The organism is Pseudomonas sp. EA_65y_Pfl2_P78 (assembly GCF_963970495.1).
Taxonomy (GTDB): Bacteria; Pseudomonadota; Gammaproteobacteria; order Pseudomonadales; family Pseudomonadaceae; genus Aquipseudomonas; species Aquipseudomonas baetica_A.
In genome coordinates this window covers 40,179-64,862 of the sequence record NZ_CAXAON010000009.1, presented here as the reverse complement: position 1 = coordinate 64,862, position 24,684 = coordinate 40,179, and the positions used below count along the sequence as shown (strand labels likewise).

General features: G+C 61.0%; 22 protein-coding genes. 19 read left to right on the top strand and 3 right to left on the bottom strand.

Annotated elements, in window-relative coordinates; all coding sequences use genetic code 11:
- The first annotated feature begins 9 nt into the window (after positions 1-9).
- The 18 genes from AACY02_RS10235 to ureC all read left to right on the top strand — a co-directional run bounded on the left by AACY02_RS10235 (position 10) and on the right by ureC (position 19,733).
- Positions 10-456, top strand: a complete 447-nt coding sequence (locus tag AACY02_RS10235; protein ID WP_339431828.1) for a DUF2946 domain-containing protein — start codon at positions 10-12, stop codon at positions 454-456.
- An 84-nt stretch (positions 457-540) separates the two neighbouring features.
- The gene (locus tag AACY02_RS10230; RefSeq protein ID WP_339431827.1) at positions 541-2,658 is read left to right on the top strand and encodes a TonB-dependent copper receptor; all 2,118 of its coding nucleotides are present in this window, start codon (positions 541-543) and stop codon (positions 2,656-2,658) included.
- A 176-nt stretch (positions 2,659-2,834) separates the two neighbouring features.
- Entirely contained in the window at positions 2,835-4,214 is a 1,380-nt protein-coding gene (locus AACY02_RS10225; RefSeq protein WP_339431826.1) for a PepSY-associated TM helix domain-containing protein, read from the top strand.
- 150 nt (positions 4,215-4,364) lie between these two features.
- Entirely contained in the window at positions 4,365-6,488 is a 2,124-nt protein-coding gene (locus AACY02_RS10220; protein ID WP_339431825.1) for a TonB-dependent receptor, read from the top strand.
- 113 nt (positions 6,489-6,601) lie between these two features.
- Entirely contained in the window at positions 6,602-7,390 is a 789-nt protein-coding gene (locus tag AACY02_RS10215; RefSeq protein ID WP_339431824.1) for an ABC transporter ATP-binding protein, read from the top strand.
- Entirely contained in the window at positions 7,387-8,334 is a 948-nt protein-coding gene (locus tag AACY02_RS10210) for an ABC transporter substrate-binding protein (protein WP_339431823.1), read from the top strand. The genes AACY02_RS10215 and AACY02_RS10210 overlap by 4 nt, the downstream gene beginning before the upstream one ends.
- On the top strand, positions 8,331-9,341 hold the full coding sequence (locus AACY02_RS10205) for a FecCD family ABC transporter permease (RefSeq protein ID WP_339431822.1): 1,011 nt from the start codon (positions 8,331-8,333) through the stop codon (positions 9,339-9,341). Before AACY02_RS10210 ends, AACY02_RS10205 begins: the two co-directional genes overlap by 4 nt.
- A gap of 326 nt (positions 9,342-9,667) precedes the next feature.
- Complete coding sequence (gene urtA / locus AACY02_RS10200; RefSeq protein WP_339431821.1) at positions 9,668-10,933, top strand: urea ABC transporter substrate-binding protein; 1,266 nt, start codon at positions 9,668-9,670, stop codon at positions 10,931-10,933.
- 162 nt (positions 10,934-11,095) lie between these two features.
- Positions 11,096-12,598, top strand: coding sequence for an urea ABC transporter permease subunit UrtB (gene urtB, locus AACY02_RS10195; protein WP_339431820.1), 1,503 nt, complete (start codon positions 11,096-11,098; stop codon positions 12,596-12,598).
- Positions 12,598-13,677: an urea ABC transporter permease subunit UrtC gene (urtC, locus tag AACY02_RS10190; RefSeq protein WP_339431819.1), complete on the top strand. Its 1,080-nt coding sequence runs from the start codon at positions 12,598-12,600 to the stop codon at positions 13,675-13,677. Before urtB ends, urtC begins: the two co-directional genes overlap by 1 nt.
- Positions 13,674-14,543, top strand: a complete 870-nt coding sequence (urtD, locus tag AACY02_RS10185; protein WP_401159194.1) for an urea ABC transporter ATP-binding protein UrtD — start codon at positions 13,674-13,676, stop codon at positions 14,541-14,543. The genes urtC and urtD overlap by 4 nt, the downstream gene beginning before the upstream one ends.
- Before the next feature lie 46 nt (positions 14,544-14,589).
- Positions 14,590-15,288 carry an urea ABC transporter ATP-binding subunit UrtE gene (gene urtE, locus AACY02_RS10180; RefSeq protein ID WP_103306101.1) on the top strand — a complete coding sequence of 233 codons (699 nt, stop codon included), beginning with the start codon at positions 14,590-14,592 and terminating at the stop codon, positions 15,286-15,288.
- A gap of 30 nt (positions 15,289-15,318) precedes the next feature.
- Positions 15,319-16,158 carry an urease accessory protein UreD gene (locus AACY02_RS10175; protein WP_339431818.1) on the top strand — a complete coding sequence of 280 codons (840 nt, stop codon included), beginning with the start codon at positions 15,319-15,321 and terminating at the stop codon, positions 16,156-16,158.
- A gap of 42 nt (positions 16,159-16,200) precedes the next feature.
- Positions 16,201-16,503 carry an urease subunit gamma gene (gene ureA, locus AACY02_RS10170; RefSeq protein ID WP_339431817.1) on the top strand — a complete coding sequence of 101 codons (303 nt, stop codon included), beginning with the start codon at positions 16,201-16,203 and terminating at the stop codon, positions 16,501-16,503.
- Between the two features lie 9 nt (positions 16,504-16,512).
- On the top strand, positions 16,513-17,046 hold the full coding sequence (locus AACY02_RS10165; protein WP_339431816.1) for a GNAT family N-acetyltransferase: 534 nt from the start codon (positions 16,513-16,515) through the stop codon (positions 17,044-17,046).
- Positions 17,047-17,051: 5 nt separating this feature from the next.
- The gene (locus AACY02_RS10160) at positions 17,052-17,585 is read left to right on the top strand and encodes a GNAT family N-acetyltransferase (protein WP_339431815.1); all 534 of its coding nucleotides are present in this window, start codon (positions 17,052-17,054) and stop codon (positions 17,583-17,585) included.
- Positions 17,585-17,890: an urease subunit beta gene (locus tag AACY02_RS10155; RefSeq protein WP_007915947.1), complete on the top strand. Its 306-nt coding sequence runs from the start codon at positions 17,585-17,587 to the stop codon at positions 17,888-17,890. Before AACY02_RS10160 ends, AACY02_RS10155 begins: the two co-directional genes overlap by 1 nt.
- Positions 17,891-18,032: 142 nt before the next feature.
- Positions 18,033-19,733 (top strand): urease subunit alpha, encoded by a 1,701-nt coding sequence (gene ureC, locus AACY02_RS10150; RefSeq protein ID WP_339431814.1) that lies wholly within the window; start codon positions 18,033-18,035, stop codon positions 19,731-19,733.
- A 163-nt stretch (positions 19,734-19,896) separates the two neighbouring features.
- Here ureC and AACY02_RS10145 read toward each other — a convergent pair whose 3' ends face one another.
- A complete protein-coding gene (locus AACY02_RS10145) occupies positions 19,897-21,525 on the bottom strand; it encodes a hypothetical protein (RefSeq protein ID WP_339431813.1) in 1,629 nt (542 codons plus the stop codon).
- 430 nt (positions 21,526-21,955) lie between these two features.
- Here AACY02_RS10145 and AACY02_RS10140 point away from each other — a divergent pair, with 430 nt between their 5' ends.
- Positions 21,956-23,083: a sensor histidine kinase gene (locus AACY02_RS10140; RefSeq protein WP_339431812.1), complete on the top strand. Its 1,128-nt coding sequence runs from the start codon at positions 21,956-21,958 to the stop codon at positions 23,081-23,083.
- Between the two features lie 148 nt (positions 23,084-23,231).
- Here the strand turns inward: AACY02_RS10140 and AACY02_RS10135 are convergent, their stop codons facing one another.
- Both AACY02_RS10135 and AACY02_RS10130 read right to left on the bottom strand, forming a co-directional pair.
- On the bottom strand, positions 23,232-23,537 hold the full coding sequence (locus AACY02_RS10135) for a chaperone modulator CbpM (RefSeq protein ID WP_339431811.1): 306 nt from the start codon (positions 23,535-23,537) through the stop codon (positions 23,232-23,234).
- Positions 23,538-23,560: 23 nt separating this feature from the next.
- Positions 23,561-24,508 carry a DnaJ C-terminal domain-containing protein gene (locus AACY02_RS10130; protein WP_339431810.1) on the bottom strand — a complete coding sequence of 316 codons (948 nt, stop codon included), beginning with the start codon at positions 24,506-24,508 and terminating at the stop codon, positions 23,561-23,563.
- Positions 24,509-24,684: the final 176 nt, after the last annotated feature.

The window sequence follows — 24,684 nt, the reverse complement described above, 5'->3', positions numbered from 1 at the left end:
ACGACGCCCATGCGCCCGCTGAGCGCCAGGCCATCCCTGCAACGCCGTCAGACTGAACATCTGACCTGCGGCAGCTGGATCGCCCTGTTCGCCATGTTGATGATCTTCATCGGCCCACTGATTTCTCAGTCGATGCCGATGGATCAACACGCCTCGACCTCCATGCCGATGAGCATGGAGATGTCGATGGATATGCCGGGCATGGAGCACGCCGGGCACGGCGCCAAGCCTTGCGCCGAACACTGCCCGCCGCAATCCTCGCACCACGCACTGTGGGAAAAGTGCGGCTATTGCAGCCTGCTGTTCAATTGCCCGGCGCTGACCGGCGGTGGCTCGTTCGCCGCATTCAGCATCGCCCACGCCAACCCCTTCACCCCGCCCTCCCCGCGCCTGGGCCACGCCCGGCAAACCTTCTTCCCCGGCGCCCGCACCCGCGCCCCGCCCATCGCAGCGTAATCACCCACCTCTGATTACACACGGTTGAGAAGACAGCTTCAGGCTGCCGGCCGTGTCGTTTACGACTGTTTGATGGAAATTGTCATGTCCAGGTTTTCTGCTGTTTCACGCTCGGGCGCTGCCCAGGCGTCCTTCGCTTTGAACGAATCGCGTATTCGTTTCAGGCACGCGACCGCCGTCCTTTGCGGCGTCCTGCTGTCCCCTCTGGTGCTGGCCGATGATCACGCCGCACACGCGGATGAACTGAGCCCGACGGTGATCACCGCCATTGCGCCGAGTTCGCCACTGACGGTTGTCACCAACCCCAAGGATCCGCGCCAACCGGTGCCGGCCAGTGATGGCGGTGATTACCTGAAGACCATTCCGGGCTTCGCCCTGGTGCGCAACGGCGGCACCAACGGCGATCCGGTGCTGCGCGGCATGTTCGGTTCGCGGCTCAACATCCTCACCAACGGCAGCATGATGCTCGGCGCCTGCCCTGGCCGGATGGACGCGCCAACGTCGTACATCTCGCCGCAAACCTACGACAAGCTCACGGTGATCAAAGGCCCTCAAACCGTGCTTTATGGCCCCGGTGCATCGGCCGGCACGGTGCTGTTCGACCGTGAACCGGAAAGCTTCGGCGAACTCGGCACGCGGGTGAACGCCAGCATCCTGGCCGGCTCCCACGGGCGCTTCGACAAGGTCATCGACGCCGCTGCCGGCGGGCCGTTGGGTTATGTAAGGGTGATCGGCAACACCGCGCATTCCGACGACTATCGCGACGGCAACAATGACACTGTCGCTTCACGCTACGACAAGTGGAACGGCGACGTGGCGCTCGGCTGGACCCCAGACGCCGACACCTTGATCGAGCTGACTGCCGGCAAGGGCGACGGCGAAGCCCGCTACGCCGGTCGCGGCATGGACGGTTCGCAGTTCCTGCGCGAAAGCCTCGGCCTGCGTTTCGAAAAGTCCAACATCAGCGATGTGCTGGAGAAACTCGAAGCACAGGTCTACTACAACTACGCCGACCATGTGATGGACAACTACACCCTGCGCACGCCGTCCGGTACGGGGATGATGGCCGGCCCCATGGCCTCCAACGTTGATCGCCGGACCCTCGGCGCACGCATCAAAGCGACCTGGCGCTGGGCCGATATCCAACTGATCACCGGGCTGGATGCACAGACCAACGAACACCGTCAGCGCAGTTCGATGGGCATCGATACCTACAAGGATCTGCCGTATACCAAGGACGCCGACTTCCATAACTATGGCGTGTTCAGCGAGATGACCTGGTACGCCGCTGACCGTGACCGGCTGATCACCGGCGCTCGGGTCGACCGCGCTTCAGCCAAGGATTATCGGCAGAGCACCGGTTCGGGAATGATGTCGCGCCCCAATCCAACCGCCGACAACACCCGTGCCGACACACTGCCAAGCGGCTTCGTGCGTTACGAGCATGACCTGGCCGACAGCCCGGCCACGCTCTTCGCCGGCCTCGGCCATGTGCAGCGCTTCCCGGATTACTGGGAACTGTTTTCGCCCAAGTCGGGCCCCGCAGGTTCGGTCAACGCGTTCGACTCGATCAAACCGGAAAAGACCACCCAGTTCGATTTCGGCGTGAACTACAAGAGCGCCGAACTCGAAGCCTGGGCGTCGGGCTACATCGGCGTGGTGCGCGATTACATCCTGTTCGATTACACCCCCGGGATGATGGGCACGACCTCCCGCGCCGAGAACATCGACGCGCGAATCATGGGCGGTGAACTCGGAACGGCTTACAAACTCACCGATCACTGGAAAGCCGATGCAACCCTGGCCTACGCCTGGGGCAAGAACAGCAGCGACGGTAAAGCCCTGCCGCAGATGCCACCGCTCGATGCACGTTTGGGCCTGACTTACAGCGAAGACAACTGGAGCGCCGGTGCACTGTGGAGAGTGGTGGCCAAGCAAAACCGTATCGACCAGAACAAGGGCAACGTGGTCGGCAAGGACTACGACAAGAGTTCGGGCTTCGGTGTGTTCTCGCTCAACGGTGCCTACCGGATCAACAAGCACTGGAAGGTCAGTACCGGCGTCGACAACCTGTTCGGCAAGGCTTACGCCGAACACCTGAACCTGGCGGGCAACGCCGGTTTCGGCTACCCGGCCAACGACCCGCAAGCCATCAATGAACCGGGGCGCACGCTCTGGACCAAGGTGGACATGAGTTTCTAACGAAGCTGCCCCCCCTCCCCTGTGGGGGCGGGCTTGCTCGCGAAAGCGGTGTATCAGGCGCCAGCAATGTTGGCTGTGCCGCCATCTTCGCGAGCAAGCCCGCTGCCACAGGGGTAATGCGGTGTTCCACCCAATGCAGAACAACTAAAAGATCCAAGCCAAGCGGAGCAAACGTGATGCAAAAGCCCAAACCGAATTTCTACAACCTGGCCTGGCGTTGGCATTTCTATGCCGGTCTGTTCGTCGCGCCCTTCATGGTGATGCTGGCCCTGACCGGCATCGTTTACCTGTTCAAACCGCAGCTCGATTTGCTGATGTACAGCAGCCTGCTCAACGTCCCGGCCGGACACCACACTGTTGCGGCCGACGACTTGCTACAACGGGTGAAAAGCGCCTACCCACAAGGCCAGGTCACGCAATACCTGCCACCGTTGAACGCCGAGCGCAGTGCGCAATTTGTCGTCAAGAACGCCGGGCACGAACTGAATGTGTTCGTCGACCCGTACCACGGCGACATCCTCGGCGAGCAGGATGCCAAGCAGAACCTGCAAGCCATCGCCCGGGCGATCCATGGCGAATTGATGATCGGCACTGTCGGTGACCGTCTCATCGAAATGGCCGCCGGATGGGGCGTGGTGCTGGTGGTGTCGGGGCTTTTCCTGTGGTGGCCGCGCGGTCAGGCAGCGGGGATTCTCTGGCCGCGCTTGAACAGTCGCGGCCGCGTGTTGTGGCGTGACCTGCACGCCGTCACCGGGTTCTGGGGCGCGACCCTGTTGCTGGTGATGCTGCTCAGTGGCATGACCTGGACCGGCTTCTGGGGCAAACAATACGCACAGGTGTGGAACGTGTTCCCGGCCGCCATGTGGGACAACGTGCCGACCTCTGACGTCGAGGCCCGCAGCCTTAACAGCGCCACCCGCCAGACCGTGCCATGGGCGATGGAAAACACGCCGATGCCGATGTCCGGCGACCACGCCGAGCACATGGCCCACGGTGACGCCCACGCGGGCCCCGCGGCGCCTGCCATCAGCCTGCAAGCGGTGCAGGACATCGCCAACCAACGTAAGGTCGAGCCGGGTTACAGCATCACCCTGCCAACCACCGCGACCGGCGTATTCACCATCGCCGTGTTCGCCGACGACCCTCGCAACGACGCCACCCTGCATGTCGATCAGTACACCGGCAAGGTCCTCGCCGATGTGCGTTTCGAGCAGTACGGCGCGGTGGCCCGCGCCACCGAAATCGGCGTGATGCTCCACGAAGGCAAAATGTTCGGCACTTTCAATCAGATCGTCGTGCTACTGATCTGCCTGATGATTTTGCTCAGCGCCGTCAGTGGTGTGGTGATCTGGTGGAAACGTCGGCCACAGGGCAAGTTGGGTGTGCCACCGCTGCGTCATGATTTGCCGAAATGGAAAACCGGGGTGGTGATCATGCTCGCGCTGGCGGTGATTTTCCCGCTGGTGGGCGCTTCGTTGGTGGTGGTGTGGTTGCTGGATCGCCTGCTGTTGTCGCGCCTGGGCCGCCAAGCTGAATCTGCCTCAACTTCATCGTGAAGCAGGCGAGATGCGCGGTTTAGACAGATCTATAAACTGCTGGGGCTTAAACTCCGGCCTTTTTTAGTGTTACTGTATAACGCAAATGCGCCGCTCTGCCCGCAACCAAAAGTTGCGGGCTTTCTTTTGAAGAAGTGATTCACCACCCCGATGAACAAGTACCTCTTGTCCAGCCTCTGTCTGTTCGGCCTGAACAACGCCCATGCCGACAACCAGGCGCTGACACTGCCCACCGGCACCATCAGCGCACCGGTCATCGACGACGCAAGCGTCAGCCTCAACACGCCGACCACCGCCGGCTCGCGCCTGAATCTCAACGCCATGCAAACCCCTGCCAGCGTCCAAAGCCTCAGCGGCGAACAGGTTCGCGCCCGGGGCGATCGCAGCGTGCAGGACGCCGTGTCGCGCAGCACCGGCATCAGCCGCACCGGTACGCCAGGCGATGGCGGCACCTCGTTGCAGGCACGCGGGTTTACCGGGCAGAGTTCGGTGATGCAGTTGTATGACGGCAATCGAATGTACAGCGGCATGGGCACAGTGACCTTTCCGGTCGACACCTGGTCGGTGGAACGCGTCGATGTGCTGCGCGGCCCGGCCTCGGTGTTGTACGGCGAAGGCGCGACCGGCGCGGTGGTCAACGTGACCCCGAAGAAGCCGTTCGAAGGTGAAATCGAAAACCATGTGCGCGTCGGCTATGGCTCCTACGACAGCCAGCAGCAGGCCTTCGACAGCGGCGGTTCGCTGACCGACACCCTGAGCTATCGCCTCAATCTCAATCGCTTGCGCAGCAACGGCTGGATTGATCGCGGCGACTCGTCCAGCGATTTCATCAGCGCTGCCCTGCGCTGGCAGGCCACCGATGATCTGGCCTTCACCCTCGCCCACGATTACGGCGACCAGCACCCGCAAAACTACTTTGGCACGCCGCTGATCAATGGCCGGTTGCACGACAGCCTGCGCTACAAGAACTACAACGTGCGCGACGACCAGCAGCACTACAACGATCAGTGGACCCGCCTGACCACGGATTGGCAGATCAACGACGCGGTCAGCGCCAGCAACGAGCTGTATTACCTCAAGGCCCAGCGCCGCTGGCAGAACGCCGAGAACTACAACTTCGACACCGCCACCCAACAACTCAGCCGCAGTGGCTATTTCGGCATCGGCCACCGACAGGAGCAGGTCGGCGACCGTCAGACCTTCACCTTCAAGCACTCGCTGTTCGGCCTCGACAGCCAGACCGTGACCGGCGTCGATTACAACCGCATCCGCTTCCAGCTCGACAGCAACTCGCCGTTCAACGACGTGCTGCCCAAAGGCCAGGCGCTGGATCTGTATCACCCGCAACCGGGCTACTTCGAAAGCGCCAACCCGTACCGGGATCAGTTCGACAGCACCACCAAACAGATGTCGGTGTTTGCCGAGAACCTTACGCAACTGAGCGAGCGCTGGTCGCTGGTGACCGGCGTGCGCCGCGACTACGTGCACGTGGATCGCAACAATCTGGTCGACATTAGCCAGAGCGACAAGACCCTGACCGGCAACAACTGGAAGGCCGGGCTGGTGTTTGCGCTGACGCCGCAGACTTCGTTCTATGGCCAGGTCGCGACCAGCACCGATGGCGTCGGCGGGCTGATTTCCCTGAGCCCGAGCCAGCAGCAATACGATCTATCGACTGCCCGGCAGACGGAAATCGGCCTGAAACAATTGTTCTGGGATCAGCGCGGCGAGTTCACGCTGGCGGCTTATCGCATCGTCAAGAAGAAGCTGCTGACCGACGATCCGGGCAACCCGACGCTCAAGCAGCAAGTCGGCCAGCAATCGTCCAATGGCCTGGAAGCCAGCCTTGACCTGCAATTGCCGCACGCCTGGCAACTGCAAGCCAACGCGGCGATTGTGAAGGCCAAGTACGACGATTTTTCCGAAGCGGTGAACGGGCAGACCCTGTCGTACAACGGCAACCGTCCGCTGGATGTACCACGTCGTACCGCCAATCTGTGGCTGAACAAAAGCATCAGCGATGACCTGCAGGCCGGTGCGGGTGTGCGTTATGTCGATGCGCGCTACGCCGATATGGCCAACCGCAATAAGCTGCCGAGTTACACCGTGGTGGATGCGACCCTGTCGTGGAAAGCCTTGCGCAACACCACGCTGGGCTTGCAGGTGAACAATCTGTTTGACCGCCAGTACGCACAAAGCCAATACAATGAGGGCCAGCAGTGGATACTCGGCGAGCCGAGGTCGTTCTTTGTCACTGCTGATTACACCTTTTGATTCACCGGCCCCTTCGCGAGCAAGCCCGCTCCCACATTGAAATACGTTCCACTGTGGGAGCGGGTTTGCTCGCGAAGGCGTCATCAGCAGCACCCGATATTTCAGAGTAGACGATGACCTCACTGACAATCGCCAACCTCGCCTGGACACCCCTGGGCCACGGCCACTGCCATCACCAGTTCCAGCTGCGTGACGCCTCCTTGCGAGTGGCCGCCGGTGAGTTCGTCGGGCTGATCGGCCCTAACGGCAGTGGCAAAACCAGCCTGCTGCGGTGCGCCTATCGATTCAGTCAGCCGGAAAGCGGTGAGGTCAGACTCGATCACCACAACGTGTGGAAGCAATCCTCGCGCTGGTGCGCAAAACGCATCGCCGTGGTCTTGCAGGAATTCCCCGATGCCTTTGGCCTGACCGTCGAAGAAGTGGTCGCCATGGGCCGCACGCCGCACAAAGGCCTGTTCGATGGCGACACGCAGGAAGATCGCAACCTGGCGACTCAAGCGCTCAAGTCCGTCGGTCTCGACGGCTTCGAAGACCACGCTTTCGCCACGCTATCGGGCGGTGAAAAACAGCGGGTAATCCTTGCCCGCGCCCTGACTCAGCAACCGCAACTGCTGATCCTCGACGAGCCGACCAACCACCTCGACCCGCGTTATCAGCTTGAGCTGCTGCAACGAGTCAAGCGCCTGCAGATCGGCACCCTCGCCAGCATCCACGACCTGAACCTGGCCGCCGCGTTCTGCGATCGACTGTACGTGATCAACCACGGCCGCATCGTCGCCAGTGGCACACCGCAAGAAGTCCTCACCACCCAACTGCTGCGTGACGTCTTCGGCGTCGAGGCATTGATCGACTCTCACCCCCTTCACGACTACCCGCGAATCACCTGGATAACCCGACCATGACTGTGCGTTCCCTGCTTTGCGTCGCTCTTGTGCTGTGCAGTGCCCAAGCCTTGGCCGAGGCCACGAAATACCCGCTGACCGTTCAAAGCTGCAACCGCGAAGTGACGTTCAAGGAAGCGCCAAAACACGCGGTCAGCCACGACATCAACATGACCCAGATGATGCTCGCCCTTGGCCTCAAACCGAGGATGGCCGGTTACAGCGGCGTCAGTGGCTGGAAGTCAGTGACGCCCCAGATGCAGTCACTGCTCGACGGTTTGCCGGAGCTGGCCGCGAAATATCCGTCGGTGGAAACCCTGCTCAACGCCAACGTCGATTTCTTCTTCGCCGGCTGGGATTACGGCATGCGCGTGGGCGGCGATCTCACGCCGCAAACCCTGCAACCGCTGGGCATCAATGTGTATGAGCTGACCGAGTCCTGCGCGTTCGTGATGAAGCGCCCGGCGGCGACGCTGGACGACACCTATAACGACCTGCGCAACCTCGGCAAAATCTTCGACGTGCAGGATCGCGCCAATGCGCTGATCGCCCGGATGCAGGCGCAAGTCGCCGACGTGCGCAAAGGCCTGCCCGCCGACAAGCCGCGAGTGTTCCTCTACGACAGCGGCGAAGACCGCGCCATGACGTCCGGCCGTCTCGGCATGCCGCAAGCGCTGATTGATGCCGCCGGCGGGCGCAACATTCTCGATGACGTCGAAGCGAGCTGGACGCGGGTCAACTGGGAGACCGTGGTCGAGCACAATCCGCAGGTCATCGTGATCGTCGACTACAGCGAAATCACCGCCGATCAAAAGATCGCATTCCTGCTGAAGAACAAGGCCCTGCAATCGGTGGACGCGATCAAGAACCAGCGCTTTATCGTCATTCCGTATGTGCAGGCCACACCGGGAATCGACAACGTGCTGGCTGTTGAAACACTGGCCAAAGGTTTCCACGGCGAATGATCAACCGTCGCTACGCCCTGTTGCTGATGGCCTTCGGCGCCCTGTTGCTGGTGTCGTGTGTGGTGTCGCTCGGCTTCGGCCCGGCGCGGGTGCCGGTGGACGTGGTGTGGCGGATTATCCTGCACAAGACGCTCGGTTTCGGCGAGCTGAACTGGAGCGCCGGGCAGGAACATATCGTCTGGCTGATCCGCGTGCCGCGCATGTTGCTCGGGGCGCTGGTCGGTGCCGGCCTCGCACTGATCGGCGCGGTGCTGCAAGCGGTGACGCGCAACCCTCTGGCCGATCCGCATCTGCTCGGTGTGACATCCGGAGCGACGTTGGGCGCAGTGATTGTGGTGCTGCACGTCGGTGAAATCATCGGCCTGCTGACCTTGCCGATTGCGGCGTTCATTGGCGCGTTGCTGAGCATGCTCGTGGTGGTGGCGATTGCCAGTCGCCATGGCCGGCTCGACAGCGATCGCTTGCTGCTGTGCGGTGTGGCGGTGTCGTTCGTGATGATGGCGATCGCCAATCTGCTGCTGTTCATGGGCGATCACCGCGCCAGTTCAGCGGTGATGTTCTGGATGCTCGGCGGACTCGGGCTGGCGCGCTGGGAGTTGCTCGCGGTGCCCGCGGCCAGCGTATTGCTCGGATTGTTTTTGCTGCTGGGCATGGCGCGGCCATTGAACGCGTTGATGGCGGGCGAGCAGACCGCCGTGACCCTCGGCCTGAATGCTCGCTCGGTACGCTTGCGGGTGTTTGTCATCGCCTCGTTGATGACCGGGGTGCTGGTGTCGATCAGCGGCTCCATCGGGTTTGTCGGGCTGATGGTGCCGCACATTGCGCGGCGTCTGGTCGGCGCCGAACATCGGCGCTTGCTGCCGGTGTGCATGTTGCTCGGCAGTGTGTTTCTGATCTGGGTCGATGTGGCCGCGCGCACAATGATCGCCCCCGAAGACCTGCCCATCGGCGTCGCGACCGCTGCCATTGGCGGGCTGTTCTTCATCGGTCTGATGCGCCGTCGCTGACTCTCCACCTTTCAAAACTGTGGGAGCGGACTTGCTCGCGAAGGCGTCGTGCCAGTCACCTTATGCATTGACTGACAGACCGCTTTCGCGAGCAAGCCGCTCCCACATTTGATTTTTGTTTACCACCAGATCGCGCCCCAATCTGGCGCGGCCGCCTGCACCAACGCTCCACGAGCGTTCCTTCATGGTGCACCCAACCCACGCGCAAGCGCTCTAAACCGACATTTTCCTGCCCATCCCCGACCGGGCACAGCCCTTGCAAAACACCCTTCAGTCGTCCGCATCTGCCAACCATAAAAAACTTTAACGTTCATGGAGATCGCACAATGAAGCGTCGCAGTTTGATCAAGGCTTTCACACTCACGGCATCCATTGCCGCGATGGGCATGACCTGGACTGTCCAGGCCGCCGAGACCATCAAGGTCGGGATTCTGCATTCGTTGTCCGGCACCATGGCGATCTCCGAAACATCGCTCAAAGACATGGCGCTGATGACCATCGACGAGATCAACGCCAAGGGCGGCGTCAATGGCAAGATGCTCGAGCCCGTTGTCGTCGACCCGGCGTCGAACTGGCCGTTGTTCGCCGAAAAGGGCCGGCAGTTGCTGACCCAGGACAAGGTTGCCGTGGTGTTCGGCTGCTGGACCTCGGTGTCGCGTAAATCGGTGCTGCCGGTGTTCGAAGAACTCAACGGTCTGCTGTTCTACCCGGTGCAATACGAAGGCGAAGAGATGTCGCCGAACGTGTTCTACACCGGCGCTGCGCCCAACCAGCAAGCGATCCCGGCGGTTGAATACCTGATGAGCGAAGAAGGCGGCAGCGCCAAGCGTTTCTTCCTGCTTGGCACCGACTACGTCTACCCGCGCACCACCAACAAGATCCTGCGTTCGTTCCTGCATTCCAAAGGCGTGGCCGACAAGGACATCGAAGAGGTCTACACGCCGTTCGGTCATAGCGACTATCAAACCATCGTTGCCAACATCAAAAAATTCTCGGCCGGTGGCAAGACTGCGGTGATTTCCACGGTCAACGGCGACTCCAACGTGCCGTTCTATAAAGAGCTGGCCAACCAGGGCCTGAAAGCCACCGACGTACCGGTGGTGGCTTTCTCGGTGGGCGAAGAAGAGTTGCGCGGCATCGACACCAAACCGTTGGTGGGCAACCTCGCGGCATGGAACTACTTCGAGTCGGTGGAGAACCCGGTGAACAAGAAGTTCGTCGCGGACTGGAAAGCCTACGCGAAGAAACACAACCTGCCGGGCGCCGACAAAGCGGTGACCAATGACCCGATGGAAGCCACCTACGTCGGCATCCACATGTGGGCTCAGGCCGTGGAGAAAGCCAAGTCCACCGACGTCGACAAAGTCCGCGAAGCCCTCGCCGGCCAGACTTTTGCCGCACCGTCGGGCTACACCCTGACCATGGACAAGACCAATCACCACCTGCACAAACCGGTGATGATCGGCGAGATCCAGAGCGACGGTCAGTTCAACGTGGTCTGGCAGACCGAAGGCCCGATCCGTGCGCAGCCGTGGAGCCCGTTTATCGAGGGCAACGACAAGAAGCCGGATTATGCGGTGAAGAGCAACTGAGCCACTGGGTGTCAGGGCCCGAGTACAAAACCCGGACCTGATGCAATTCCCTGTGGGAGCGGGCTTGCTCGCGAAGACGGCGGCACATCCAACATCAATGTGACTGACCCATCGTATTCGCGAGCAAGCCCGCTCCCACATTGTCCGCGTAAGGCCAATGACATGCTGACTGCCCTTTACCGTCTATTGCTCGCCATCGCGCTCCTGCTGCCGATGGCCGCCCATGCCGGCGACGCCGAAGACTTCGTCGCCGCCAACCCCATGCAACAGGCCAAACTGCTGCAAGAATGGGCCGCGCAGCCCGAACCGGCCCGTATCGAGCTGATCAACGCCCTGCAACAAGGCGAACTGACCGTCGACGGCCAAGCCAAAACCCTGCGCCTGAACAACCGCCTGCGGGGGCTGATCGACACCGCTCTGGCCAGCCACCAATTGCTCGCCGCCGACGCCAAAATCCGTCTGGCTGGCGCGCAGCAATTGCAGAAAAGCGCTAAACCCGCGCAGCTCAAATTCCTCGACCAGCAACTGGCTGGCGAAACAGATGAAAGCGTCCACGCCGCCCTGAGTCTGGCCCTGGCCAATCTGCAACTGGTCGACACTGACCCGGCCGTGCGGCTGGCCGCCGTGCGCTTGCTCGGTAAAACCGGCGATCCGCTGGCTCGCACTCGTCTTGAAGGCTTGCTTGAACCCGGTGTCGAAACCGATGCCGGCGTGCGCACTGCCGCCCAAACCAGCCTCGCTCAGGTGAAACGCAAACTGTTGATCGGCGAAATACTCGGCCAGGCGTTCAGCGGCATGTCACTCGGCTCGATCCTGCTGCTCGCGGCACTGGGCCTGGCGATTACCTTCGGTCTGCTGGGCGTGATCAACATGGCCCACGGCGAAATGCTGATGCTGGGCGCCTACTCGACCTACGTGGTGCAACTGATGTTCCAGCGCTACGCCCCACAGGCCATCGAGTTCTATCCGCTGATCGCCCTGCCGGTGGCGTTCTTCGTCACCGCCGCCATCGGCATGGCGCTGGAGCGCACGGTGATTCGCCACTTGTATGGCCGACCGCTGGAAACCCTGCTCGCCACCTGGGGCATCAGCCTGATGCTGATTCAGCTTGTGCGTTTACTGTTCGGCGCACAAAACGTTGAAGTGGCCAACCCGGCATGGCTGTCTGGTGGCATTCAGGTGCTGCCGAATCTGGTGCTGCCGTACAACCGCATCGTCATCATCGCCTTCGCGCTGTTTGTGGTGGTGCTGACTTGGCTGCTGCTGAACAAGACGCGCCTGGGCCTCAACGTGCGCGCGGTCACCCAGAACCGCAACATGGCCGCCTGCTGCGGCGTGCCGACCGGACGCGTCGACATGCTCGCTTTCGGTCTCGGTTCCGGTATCGCCGGCCTCGGCGGTGTGGCGCTGAGCCAGATTGGCAACGTCGGCCCGGACCTCGGCCAAAGCTACATCATCGACTCATTTCTGGTGGTGGTGCTCGGCGGCGTCGGCCAATTGGCCGGTAGCGTGCTGGCGGCGTTCGGCCTCGGTATCACCAACAAGATTCTCGAACCGCAGATCGGTGCGGTGCTCGGCAAGATCCTGATCCTCGCGCTGATCATTCTGTTCATTCAGAAACGTCCGCAAGGCCTCTTCGCACTCAAAGGACGGGTGATCGACTGATGAACCAGCCTCTATTAGTCACGGCCACGCAAAAGGCTGGCCCGAAAATCACGATTGCCGTTGGCGCGGTGATCCTCGCGCTACTGATCGCAATGCCTTTGCTGTCGCTGTTGTCGCCGGAAAACGCGCTGCATGTCTCGGCGTACACCCTGACGCTGGTCGGCAAAATCCTCTGCTACGCCATCGTCGCGCTGGCGCTGGATCTGGTCTGGGGTTACGCCGGTCTGCTGTCCCTCGGCCACGGCTTGTTCTTCGCCCTCGGCGGTTATGCGATGGGCATGTACCTGATGCGTCAGGCCGCCGGTGATGATTTGCCAGCGTTCATGACCTTCCTGTCGTGGACCGAATTGCCGTGGTACTGGGCCGGCACCAGCAGCTTTGTCTGGGCCCTGTGCCTGGTGGTGCTGGCGCCGGGGTTGCTGGCACTGGTGTTCGGCTTCTTCGCCTTCCGTTCGCGGATCAAGGGCGTGTATTTCTCGATCATGACCCAGGCCCTGACCTTCGCCGGCATGCTCCTGTTTTTCCGTAACGAGACCGGGTTTGGCGGCAACAACGGCTTCACCAATTTCCGCACGATTCTCGGTTTCGGCATCACGGAACCGGGCACACGTGCGGTGCTGTTTCTGGCGACGGTGTTGCTGCTGGTGGCGAGTCTGTTTATCGGCTGGCGTCTGGCGCAAAGCAAGTTCGGCCGAGTGCTGACGGCGCTGCGCGATGCGGAAAACCGTCTGATGTTCTGCGGTTACGACCCGCGTGGCTTCAAGCTGTTTGTCTGGGTGTTGAGCGCGGTGTTGTGTGGCTTGGCCGGTGCGCTCTACGTGCCACAGGTGGGGATCATCAACCCAAGCGAAATGTCGCCGACCAACTCCATCGAAGCGGCGGTCTGGGTCGCCCTCGGCGGGCGCGGCACGTTGATCGGGCCGTTGCTTGGCGCCGGCGTGGTCAACGGCATGAAGAGCTGGTTCACCGTGGCGTTCCCCGAGTACTGGCTGTTCTTCCTCGGTGCGCTGTTCATCATCGTGACCCTGTATTTGCCCAAAGGCGTGATTGGTCTGCTGAAGAAACGAGGTGAACAATGAGAGTCACGGCAAGTGCTGAATTCATGCTCGAACCGGCCTTTTTTCCCGTGGAGCCCAACAAGGATGAGGGCACCAGCCGCGACTCGATCGGCCTTGGCCAGCGCGTTGGCCCAGGGCTCGACACGCGTCACGGGACGATCCTGACCCTGGAAGAGATCAGCGTCAGCTTCGATGGCTTCCGGGCGCTGAACAACCTCAACCTGTACATCGGCGTCGGCGAATTACGCTGCATTATCGGCCCCAACGGCGCGGGCAAGACCACGCTGATGGACGTGATCACCGGCAAGACGCGCCCCAGCCACGGCAAGGCCTGGTTCGGCGAAACCCTGGACCTGACGCAGATGAGCGAAGTGCAGATCGCCCAGGCCGGCATCGGCCGCAAGTTCCAGAAGCCGACGGTGTTCGAAGCGCTGAGCGTGTTCGAAAACCTCGAACTGGCGCAAAAAACCGACAAGTCGGTGTGGGCCAGTTTGCGTGCGCGCCTCAGTGGCGAGCAGAAGGATCGCATCAGCGAAGTGCTGGAGACCATTCGCCTGACCGCCTCGGTCAATCGCCCTGCGGGCTTGCTCTCTCATGGCCAGAAGCAGTTTCTGGAAATCGGCATGTTGCTGATGCAGGACCCGCAATTGCTGCTGCTCGACGAACCGGTCGCGGGCATGACCGACGCTGAAACCGAATTCACCGCCGAGCTGTTCAAGTCGCTGGCAGGCAAGCATTCGCTGATGGTGGTGGAACACGACATGGGCTTTGTCGGCTCGATTGCCGATCACGTCACGGTGTTGCACCAGGGCAGCGTGCTGGCCGAAGGGTCGCTTGAGCAGGTGCAGGAAAACGAGCGAGTGATCGAGGTCTACCTGGGCCGCTGAACTGCAAACACCCGCTCCCACAAGGGGATTTGAGGAGACTCTGAACATGCTGCAAGTCGACAAGCTGCACCAGTACTACGGCGGTAGCCACATCCTGCGCGGCCTGAGCTTTGACGTGAAGGTCGGGGAAGTCACCTGCCTGCTCGGGCGCAACGGCGTGGGCAAGACCACCCTGCTCAAATGCCTGATGGGTCTGTTGCCGGCCAAGGAAGGCGCAGTGAATTGGGAAGGCAAACCGATCACCACGTTCAAGCCGCATCAGCGGGTGCACGCCGGGATCGCTTATGTGCCGCAGGGCCGGGAAATCTTCGGCCGCCTGACGGTGGAAGAAAACCTGCTGATGGGGCTGTCGCGATTTCCCGGCAGCGAAGCCAAAGAGGTGCCAGGTTTCATCTACGAATTGTTCCCGGTGCTGCTACAAATGAAGCAGCGGCGCGGCGGCGACTTGTCCGGTGGTCAGCAACAACAGTTGGCCATTGGTCGAGCCCTGGCCAGCCGCCCGCGTTTGCTGATCCTCGACGAGCCCACCGAAGGTATTCAGCCGTCGGTGATCAAGGAGATTGGCGCGGTGATCAAAAAGCTCGCCGCCCGAGGCGACATGGCGATTCTGCTGGTGGAGCAGTTCTACGATTTCGCCGCTGAACTGGCCGATCAGTACCTGGTGATGTCCCGGGGCGAAATTGTCCAGCAGGGACGCGGAGAAAACATGGAAGCCGAGGGTGTGCGCGGACTGGTTACGATCTAACCTGTAGCGTCCTGACGATAATCAGAAAACATGAATTTACCTTTAACGACTGCCCTGTTTACCCCGAGCTGGCATGCCGAGCTGGAGTTGGCGTACGCCCGCTTCGGCGACTGCACGCGCCCGGTTCAGCGCCGGCACCTCGGCCCGCTGCGGGTGCAGAAGCATCTGTATGCAGAAGGCCCCGAGGTCTGCCAGCACATCATCGTCCATCCGCCGGGTGGCATTGCCGGCGGTGATCGGCTGGACATCAGCGCCCGCGTCGAACCACACGCCTGGGCGCAGATCACCAGCCCCGGCGCGGCCAAGTGGTATCGCGCCGCGGGCCCGGCCTTTCAAAAGCTCGACTTGAAAGTCGCTGCCGGAGCAACGCTGGAATGGCTGCCACAGGAAACCATCGTCTACAGCGCAGCACAGGCCGAGCTGACCACCTCGATTGAGCTTGAGGGGGATGCGCGGCTGTTCTACTGGGACGTGGTGGCGCTGGGTCGTCCGGCCAGCGGCGAGCGTTTCGACCTCGGGCATTTTCAATCGCACCTGGATATTCGTCGCGACGGTCGATTGCTCTGGCATGAGCGCCAGCGCATTGTCGGCGATGACGGTTTGCTCGATTCGCCGATAGGGCTGGACGGCCAACCGGTGTTTGCCACGTTGCTGGTGACCGGTGAGATTGATGCCGAACGGCTGGAACACTGCCGCTCGCTGGGCCATGACGTGCGCGGGGATCTGACGCAGTTGCCGGGATTGCTGGTTGCCCGTTGCCTGGCGAGCGAGGCACTGCTGGCCCGCGCCTGGCTGATCGACTTGTGGCGCTTGCTGCGCCCCGCCCTGCTAGGCCGCGACGCCCTGCCCCCAAGAATCTGGAACACCTGAAATGCATGACAACTTTTCAATCTGCCCTGATGGATATCCACAATGGACCTGACCCCACGCGAAAAAGACAAGCTGTTGATCTTCACCGCCGGCCTCGTCGCCGAGCGGCGTTTGGCGCGCGGTGTGAAGCTCAACTACCCCGAAGCCATGGCCTACATCTGCGCCGCGCTGCTCGAAGGCGCCCGTGACGGCCAGACCGTGGCCGAGCTGATGCACTACGGCACCACCCTGCTGACCCGCGAACAAGTGATGGAAGGCATCCCGGAGATGATCCCCGAGATCCAGGTCGAAGCGACGTTCCCCGACGGCACCAAACTGGTCACTGTTCACCAACCGATCGTCTGAGGCCGGGCCATGACTTACAGCATTCGCGATGCGCTGCATGCCGACCTGCCGGCGATCCGCGACATTTACAACGACGCGGTGCTCAACACCGCGGCGATCTGGAACGACGCGCCCGTCGACCTCGGCAACCGTCAGGCATGGTTCAGCGCCCGTCAGGCCCAGGCTTATCCGATTCTGGTGATCGTCGACGCCGACAACGCGGTGCTCGGCTACGCTTCTTTTGGTGACTGGCGGCCATTCGACGGTTTTCGTCATACCGTCGAGCACTCGGTTTATGTGCGCAGCGACCAACGCGGCAACGGCCTCGGCCCGCAACTGATGAGCGTGCTGATCGAGCGGGCCCGGGCCTGTGGCAAACACGTCATGGTCGCCGCCATCGAAACTGGCAACGCTGCCTCGATTGCTCTGCATGAACGCGCCGGTTTCATCACCACAGGCCAGATGCCGCAAGTCGGCACCAAGTTCGGTCGCTGGCTCGACCTGACTTTCATGCAGCTCACCCTCAACCCTGGCGCGCAGCCGCCTGACGCCAACAAGGAGTGACATCGATGAACGCCGCCCAACTGCGCCGCGTCAATGCTGAAAGCTTTGCCCACTATCGTCAGGGCCTGATCGATCTGCTGCTCGATGCAGTGGGTTATGGCGCCAGTGTCGGATTCATGGCCGACCTCGATGCGGCTCAGGCTCGCGCCTATTTCGATGAGGTTCAGGACAACATCAACAAAGGCAGCGTGTTGCTCTGGGTGGTGGTCAAGGACGAGCAAGTGCAGGCCAGCGTGCAACTGGGACTGTGCCAGAAGGCCAACGGCCTCAATCGCGCCGAAGTGCAGAAGCTGCTCGTGCGCGAACACGCCCGTCGGCGTGGCCTTGGCCAGCAATTGATGAGCGCCCTGGAGCTTGAAGCCCCAAGACACAAACGCGGCATGCTTTACCTCGACACCGAAGCCGGCTCTCCAGCCGAAGACTTCTACAGGGCGCTTGGCTACATCCGCGCAGGTGAAATCCCCGACTACGCCTGTGACCCGCACGGCACCTACCGGCCAACCGCCCTCTACTACAAGATTCTGCAAGGAGCCCAGTGATGATTCCCGGTGAATACCAGATCCAGCCCGGCGACATCGAACTCAACGTCGGCCGCCGCACGGTCAGCCTGAAAGTCGCCAACAGCGGCGACCGGCCGATTCAGGTCGGCTCGCACTATCACTTTTTCGAAACCAATGACGCCCTGACCTTTGATCGAGCGGCCAGCCGTGGCATGCGCCTGAATATTCCGGCCGGCACGGCGGTGCGCTTCGAGCCGGGACAGAGTCGCGAGGTTGAGCTGGTGGATTACGCCGGGCATCGCCGGGTGTTCGGTTTTGCCGGACGGGTGATGGGTGATCTCTAAGTAATGCGGTGTCTGCTCTGGCCCCTTCGCGAGCAAGCCCGCTCCCACATTTGGACCGCGTTCCCTTGTGGGAGCGGGCTCGCTCGCGAATCTGTGAGCGCAGCGAACAGTCTCAAACTCAACTGAATTTCAAGGCGAACGAATGAAGATCTCCCGTCAAGCCTACGCCGACATGTTCGGCCCCACCGTCGGCGACAAGGTGCGCCTGGCCGACACCGAGCTGTGGATCGAGGTCGAAAAAGACTTCACCACCTACGGCGAAGAAGTGAAATTCGGCGGCGGCAAAGTCATCCGCGACGGCCAGGGACAGAGCCAGTTGCTGGCCGCCGAGGTGGTCGACACCGTGATCACCAACGCACTGATCGTTGATCACTGGGGCATCGTCAAAGCCGACGTCGGCCTCAAGGACGGCCGCATCGCCGCCATCGGCAAGGCCGGCAACCAGGACGTGCAACCCAACGTGACCATGGCCATTGGCGCCGGCACCGAAGTGATCGCTGGCGAAGGCATGATCCTCACCGCCGGCGGCATTGACACGCACATCCACTTCATCTGCCCGCAGCAGATCGAAGAGGCGCTGATGAGCGGCGTCACCACCATGATCGGCGGCGGCACGGGACCGGCCACCGGCACCAACGCGACGACCTGCACTTCCGGCCCGTGGCATCTGGCGCGCATGCTCCAGGCCGCCGACGCCTTCGCGATGAACATCGGACTCACCGGCAAGGGCAACGCCAGCCTGCCGGAGCCGTTGATCGAACAGGTCAAGGCCGGCGCCATTGGCCTCAAGCTGCACGAAGACTGGGGCACCACCCCGGCGAGCATCGACAACTGCCTGAGCGTTGCCGATCAATACGATGTGCAGGTGGCGATCCACACCGACACCCTCAACGAATCCGGCTTCGTCGAAACCACCCTCGGCGCGTTCAAGGGCCGCACCATCCACACCTATCACACCGAGGGTGCCGGTGGCGGCCACGCGCCGGACATCATCAAGGCCTGCGGGTTTGCCAACGTGCTGCCGAGTTCGACCAACCCGACCCGGCCGTTCACCCGCAACACCATCGACGAACACCTGGACATGCTGATGGTCTGCCACCACCTCGACCCGAGCATCGCCGAAGACGTCGCGTTCGCTGAAAGCCGCATCCGCCGCGAGACGATTGCCGCCGAAGACATCCTCCACGACCTCGGCGCCTTCTCGATGATCAGCTCCGACAGCCAGGCCATGGGCCGTGTTGGCGAAGTCATCACCCGCACCTGGCAAACCGCCGACAAGATGAAAAAGCAGCGCGGCCCGTTGCCGCAGGATGGCGAAGGCAACGACAACTTCCGCGCCAAACGCTACATCGCCAAATACACCATCAACCCGGCGATCACCCATGGCATCAGCCATGAAGTCGGTTCGATCGAAGTCGGCAAGTGGGCCGATCTGGTGCTTTGGCGTCCGGCGTTTTTTGGTGTCAAACCGACGCTGATTCTCAAGGGCGGCGCGATTGCTGCCAGCCTGATGGGCGATGCCAACGCCTCGATCCCGACCCCGCAACCGGTGCACTACCGCCCGATGTTTGCCAGTTATGGTGGCTCGCTGCACGCCACCAGCCTGACCTTCATCAGCCAGGCCGCGCAGGAGGCCGGTTTGCCCCAAGCATTGGGTTTGAAGAAGAAGATCGCCGTGGTCAAAGGTTGCCGCGAGGTGCAGAAAACCGACCTGATCCACAACGATTACCTGCCGAACATCGATGTCGATCCGCAGACGTATCAAGTCAAGGCTGACGGTGTGCTGCTGTGGTGTGAACCGGCGGAAACGCTGCCGATGGCTCAACGCTACTTTCTGTTTTAGAGCCCGCGTCCCGAGTACGGACACTCGTGTCCGTACTCGAGATCCCTGCATAGGTGACGGTGTCCCGATTTACGGCGGGACTGATGACTCACCCACAGATCAGCCACGCTCTTGAATCCGCCCCGCTCAGTGTTGTATCGGCAATGAGATTACAAACATTCCATCATGGAGCCGGAAACAACAAAGCGACCATCTCGCGAGAGTAGTGATAATTCAACCTTAGTTCCTTACCCGCCGGAATATCCGTGGTTGCAAAAACAGTACTCAGCTCTAATCCTCTGCGAACCACCTCTCCCCCGGATCGGTCTTCGGCGTCAACGCGAAAAGCAACGGTTTCAACGTTATACCCTCCCGGCGATTGTCGCAGTGGCCGGCCGGCCGCGTTAAATACGAAGTTGGTGTTGATTCTGGAAACAATATTGTCGCCCACCACAACGATTGAAAATTCCCGTGGCCTGCCATCCTCTATAAAAGTGCCGGTAGTTGCGTACATGGCAAATGTTTGTTCGGCCAGTGACAGGCGAGCGGCAGGTACAAGATCTCCACCATATACCCCAATGATTTCCCCTTTGCTGATGCGCCGGTTCGCCACCACCATCGATTGTCCGATCAGAGCCTTTTCGCCGGGAACGATAATGTCTGCTTCAGTAAAGGTCCGTAACTGCAGTTTTTCCTCATACAACCTGGCAACCTGTTCAAAACCACCCGCCTTCAGGTAGGGCAGAACCTGCTCCGAGGTGTATCTGTTTCCACTGGCCATGGACGCTTCTGGCTCAATGCTTCTGACATACATCGGTTTGCCATCAATTCCCCTGATCGGATATTTACCATTGTTGGCACGGTTGTATGAGCCCAGCTTGTTGTTCTCGCCCGAATAACGCACGTAGTGGCGCATGCTGCTGAGTTCTTCAGGGGTATAAGGCTTGATCGGCATCGACTCCGACGCCAGTTCAAAAACATCATCGGGAGAATCCGATCGCGTCGGCAATGATTCCAGCGCCAATTCGAACTCTTCATCGGAATGCCCGGCCTTCATTCCGCCCTTGCGACCTCGACGATGCCAGGTACCCGCCGCATCGGGAGTGGCAATGATCCCGCTGCTGAGCAGCTCGGACGGTTTTTGAGGGTCGCGTACCCGCAGCAGGTAATGCTGCCCGTCTCCCGCGTCAGGTGACCGGGCGGCGAAGTATTTGGCGCCGTTGAATTCCACTTCGTGCGCGGCCGACAGTTTCAGTTGCACGGTTTTGTCAGATGCGAATATCCGAGGGCTGGCGGATCGGCTGGCACCCGATCCGAATTCACTCAGCTCGGCCCATTGCCCACTGACAGGATCACGCTCCAGCGCAGGCCCCGACGCAAACCGTTCGCTTTCCAGTCGTGCCCGGTACAGACCGGTTTGCGGATCCGTTGCGACAGGCACGATATCTCCGCCCGACACTTCGGCATAACCACGTCCCTTGACTGACCGTAAACCGTGCGCGTCGGCCTCCGGCAGTTGGACCGACGCCCTGAGCGCGTAATCTGGCAAAGTGTTTCGAGTCACCGCCCGAGCGAAGTCGGGAGGGGGGGTGACCGCGCTGATCGTGACCGTGGATGCTGGCAAAGATGTATCAGGCGTCACGCCGGCGGCGGTGCCGTCACCGCGCAGATTTCGCGCTGGCGCGATGTCAGGAGAAAGGAAATCGAAGCGGTGTAGCGTATCGCGAGGCGGCGAGACAGCGCCCGACGGTGGCGTGGGCCCTGTGTGCCCATCGACAGAGGCAGGGCCTTTGGAAGGCGGTTTTCGTACCATGAATTATTCGTCCTTGAATAGGTTTTATCAGTGACCGACATCGGTAACCGAGTAGCGTGCTGCATGATTGCTTGTTGACTGTGTAACTGCCGCGCCCGGTATCAGACAAGTACATATCCTTATGTACGACGCTATATAAACAACACAACCAAAACATCTTATAAAACGGAAAGCATGCACTTAAGATCATCTGCAACTCTTTCATGCACGATAAAAATACCAGATACCTCGCAGATAAAAACAACTAAAAATCATCAAGAAACCGCTCACAAAGAGCAGCCAATCATTCACAATTTCGAAGTTTAAATTTATGAATCAATACCAAACAGTACTATCAGTACAATAGAAACTTTCCGATACGTATCAACGGTACTGTGGCAGGGGCTACAAAGAGGTTAATATCCCGAAACAATCCAGAAGGGAACCTGCCATGCGCCTATCCGAATTCATCAGGCAACACGTTGATCGTATCGTCGATGAATGGGAGGAGTTCGCAGGCACCATTACGCCCGCCGCCGATTATCTGGACTCGACCGCGTTGCGTGATCACGCCAAGGCCATCCTGCTGGCCGCCGCACGGGACATGAACAAACCGCAGAGCCCCGACGAGCAAGCGGCCAAAGCCAAGGGTGAAGGCCTGGAAGTAACCCCCAGCCTCAATCAGGCCGGCTCCAGCCATGGCGAACTGCGCCACACCGTCGGTTTTGATCTGGTGCAGATGACCTCGGAGTTTCGCCACTTGCGCGCCTGCGTGATCCGCCGCTGGGTCGAAAGTCTGGGGACGCCGGAGATGGTGTACTTCCAGGACATGATCCGTTTCAACGAAGCCATCGACCAAGCGTTGGCCGAGTCGACTGCGGCATACGCCGAGCAGGTCGAGCGTTCGCGGGACATTTTTCTCGCCATCCTGGGGCACGATTTGCGCGTGCCGCTGCAAGCGGTGAGCATGTCCAGCGAATTGCTCTTGCGCAAAACCAGTCTGGAGGGAGATGCGCTGACCTGTGCCCTGAACATCAAGCGTGGCGCCCGGCACATGGCGTCGATGGTCAGCGACTTACTCGAACTGGTGCGCTGTCGTCTGGGAAAGAGCCTGCCGATCGAGTCAGTGCCAATGGACATGGCCGACGCTGCAAGGGCAGCGATTGCCGAGGCCCGCGCCGGCAATCCGCAGTGCCATCCAACGTTGAAAATCAGCGGCGACACTCACGGAACGTGGGACGCGGGGCGGATCGATCAGTTGCTGCAAAATCTGATCGGCAATGCCTTGCAGCATGGTTCGAATCAACGCGACGTAGCGATCGACCTCAGGGGCGAAGGCGACAGCGTGCTTGTGTCAGTGCATAACCACGGTACGCCGATTCCCGAAGAGGCGATTGGCACGATTTTCGACCCGTTGGTGCGCAGCGCCGACGAGCAACTCGGTCAGCCGTCAACCAGCCTGGGGTTGGGTTTGTTCATCGTCAAGGAAGTGGTCAGCGCCCATGGCGGGACGATTGAAGTCAGCTCGAACGAGGCTGACGGGACGCGCTTCAGCGTGGTGTTGCCCAGAAACGTTTAGTCAGGATTAGCGCGTTATCGTTCTTCGCGAGCAAGCCCGCTCCCACAGAAGTCCGCATTTCACTGCGCACCGAAGTCCGCATGCCAATTGTGGGAGCGGGCTTGCTCGCGAAGGGCCATGCCCAAACAACCGATCGACATCAGACAAGCTATTCGACCACCAAGCGCCCCAACCGCTGCTTGAGCATGCGGTTCTCGGCCCGCAGTTGGCGAACCTCCTCAAGCAGATCGAGCGCCAGCGCCACCCCTTCCCACTCCAGCTCCAGATCGCGCCGCAACTTGGCGGCGCGTTTGGCCAGGGCCAGTTCGTAGTCGGTGAAACGCCAGTCCCGGGGCTGTGCGCCCTGAGGTTCGAGGATGCCGTGTTCGACGATTTCGATCACGTAGACGTCCGATAAATCGGCTGCCTCACAGAATTCTGCCATGTCCAGTTGAACGATCAGGGGGCTGCTCATGTTGGGCTACTCCGTCGCTGGGTTCAGAAGTTCTCTCGCGGATTGAAGGCGGCTTTCTTCGCCAGTTCCTGCCACAACGCGATGACCTCATCGTCTGCGGTTTTCGGCATGACGGCCTTGAGCTGCACGAACAGGTAACCGCGCTCGCCCGCCTTGTTTTTCAGACCATGACCCTTGGCCCGCATGCGCTGACCGTTCTGGCTGCCGGCCGGCACTTTGAGGTTGATCTTGCCGGTCAGGGTCGGCACGGCCACTTCAGCCCCCAGCACCAGCTCCCACGGCGCCAGTGGCAGCGTGATGATCAGGTTGTCGCCTTCGACATCGAACTTGGGGTGCGGCGCAAAACGAATCGTCAGGTACAGATCGCCATTCGCCCCGCCACCGATGCCCGGTGCGCCCTGGCCTTTGAGGCGGATGCGCTCGCCGTCGGCCACGCCTGCCGGGATCTTCACGTTCAGGCTCTTGGTGGTGTTGCTGACGTGCTGGCCGTTAGCGTTGTATTGCGGCACCTGGAAGGTGACTTTCTTGGATTCGTTCGAAAGCGTCTCTTCAAGGAAAACCGGCAGTTCCATTTCCACGTCTTGCCCTCGGCGTCCCGTACTGCGTTGTTGCCGACCTTCGCCGCCACCGAAACCGGGGCCGCGATTGCCGAAGATCGAACTGAAGAAGTCCGAGAAGTCGCCGGTGTCCTGACCGCCGCCAAAGCCGCCACGGCTCTGCCAGCCCGGTGGCCCCTGGAACGGTTGTCCGTGCTGGCCATAGCGGCGCAGTTCGTCGTATTCGGCGCGTTTGTCCGCGCTTTTCAGCGCTTCATAGGCTTCCGAGGCATCCTTGAACTTGGCCTCGGCGTCTTTTTCCTTGCTGACATCGGGGTGGTATTTGCGCGCCAGCTTGCGATAGGCCGCCTTGATGGCCTTGTCGTCTGCTGTCGGCTCCACGCCGAGTATCTTGTAATAGTCTTTGAAGTCCATTGAAGGAGTCACCATCCGTTATCGATTTCGCGCCGATGCCAGCATGCGCCTATTTGCGCGTGCCGGGTTGACCGATCTCAAACTTGTGACCGGGTGGCGCAACAGAAGTTTATCGGCAGTGGGCGGCGGTTCTTGCGACCGCCGGTATGTCTGCCTGCCCATGCCAGCAAGTTTGG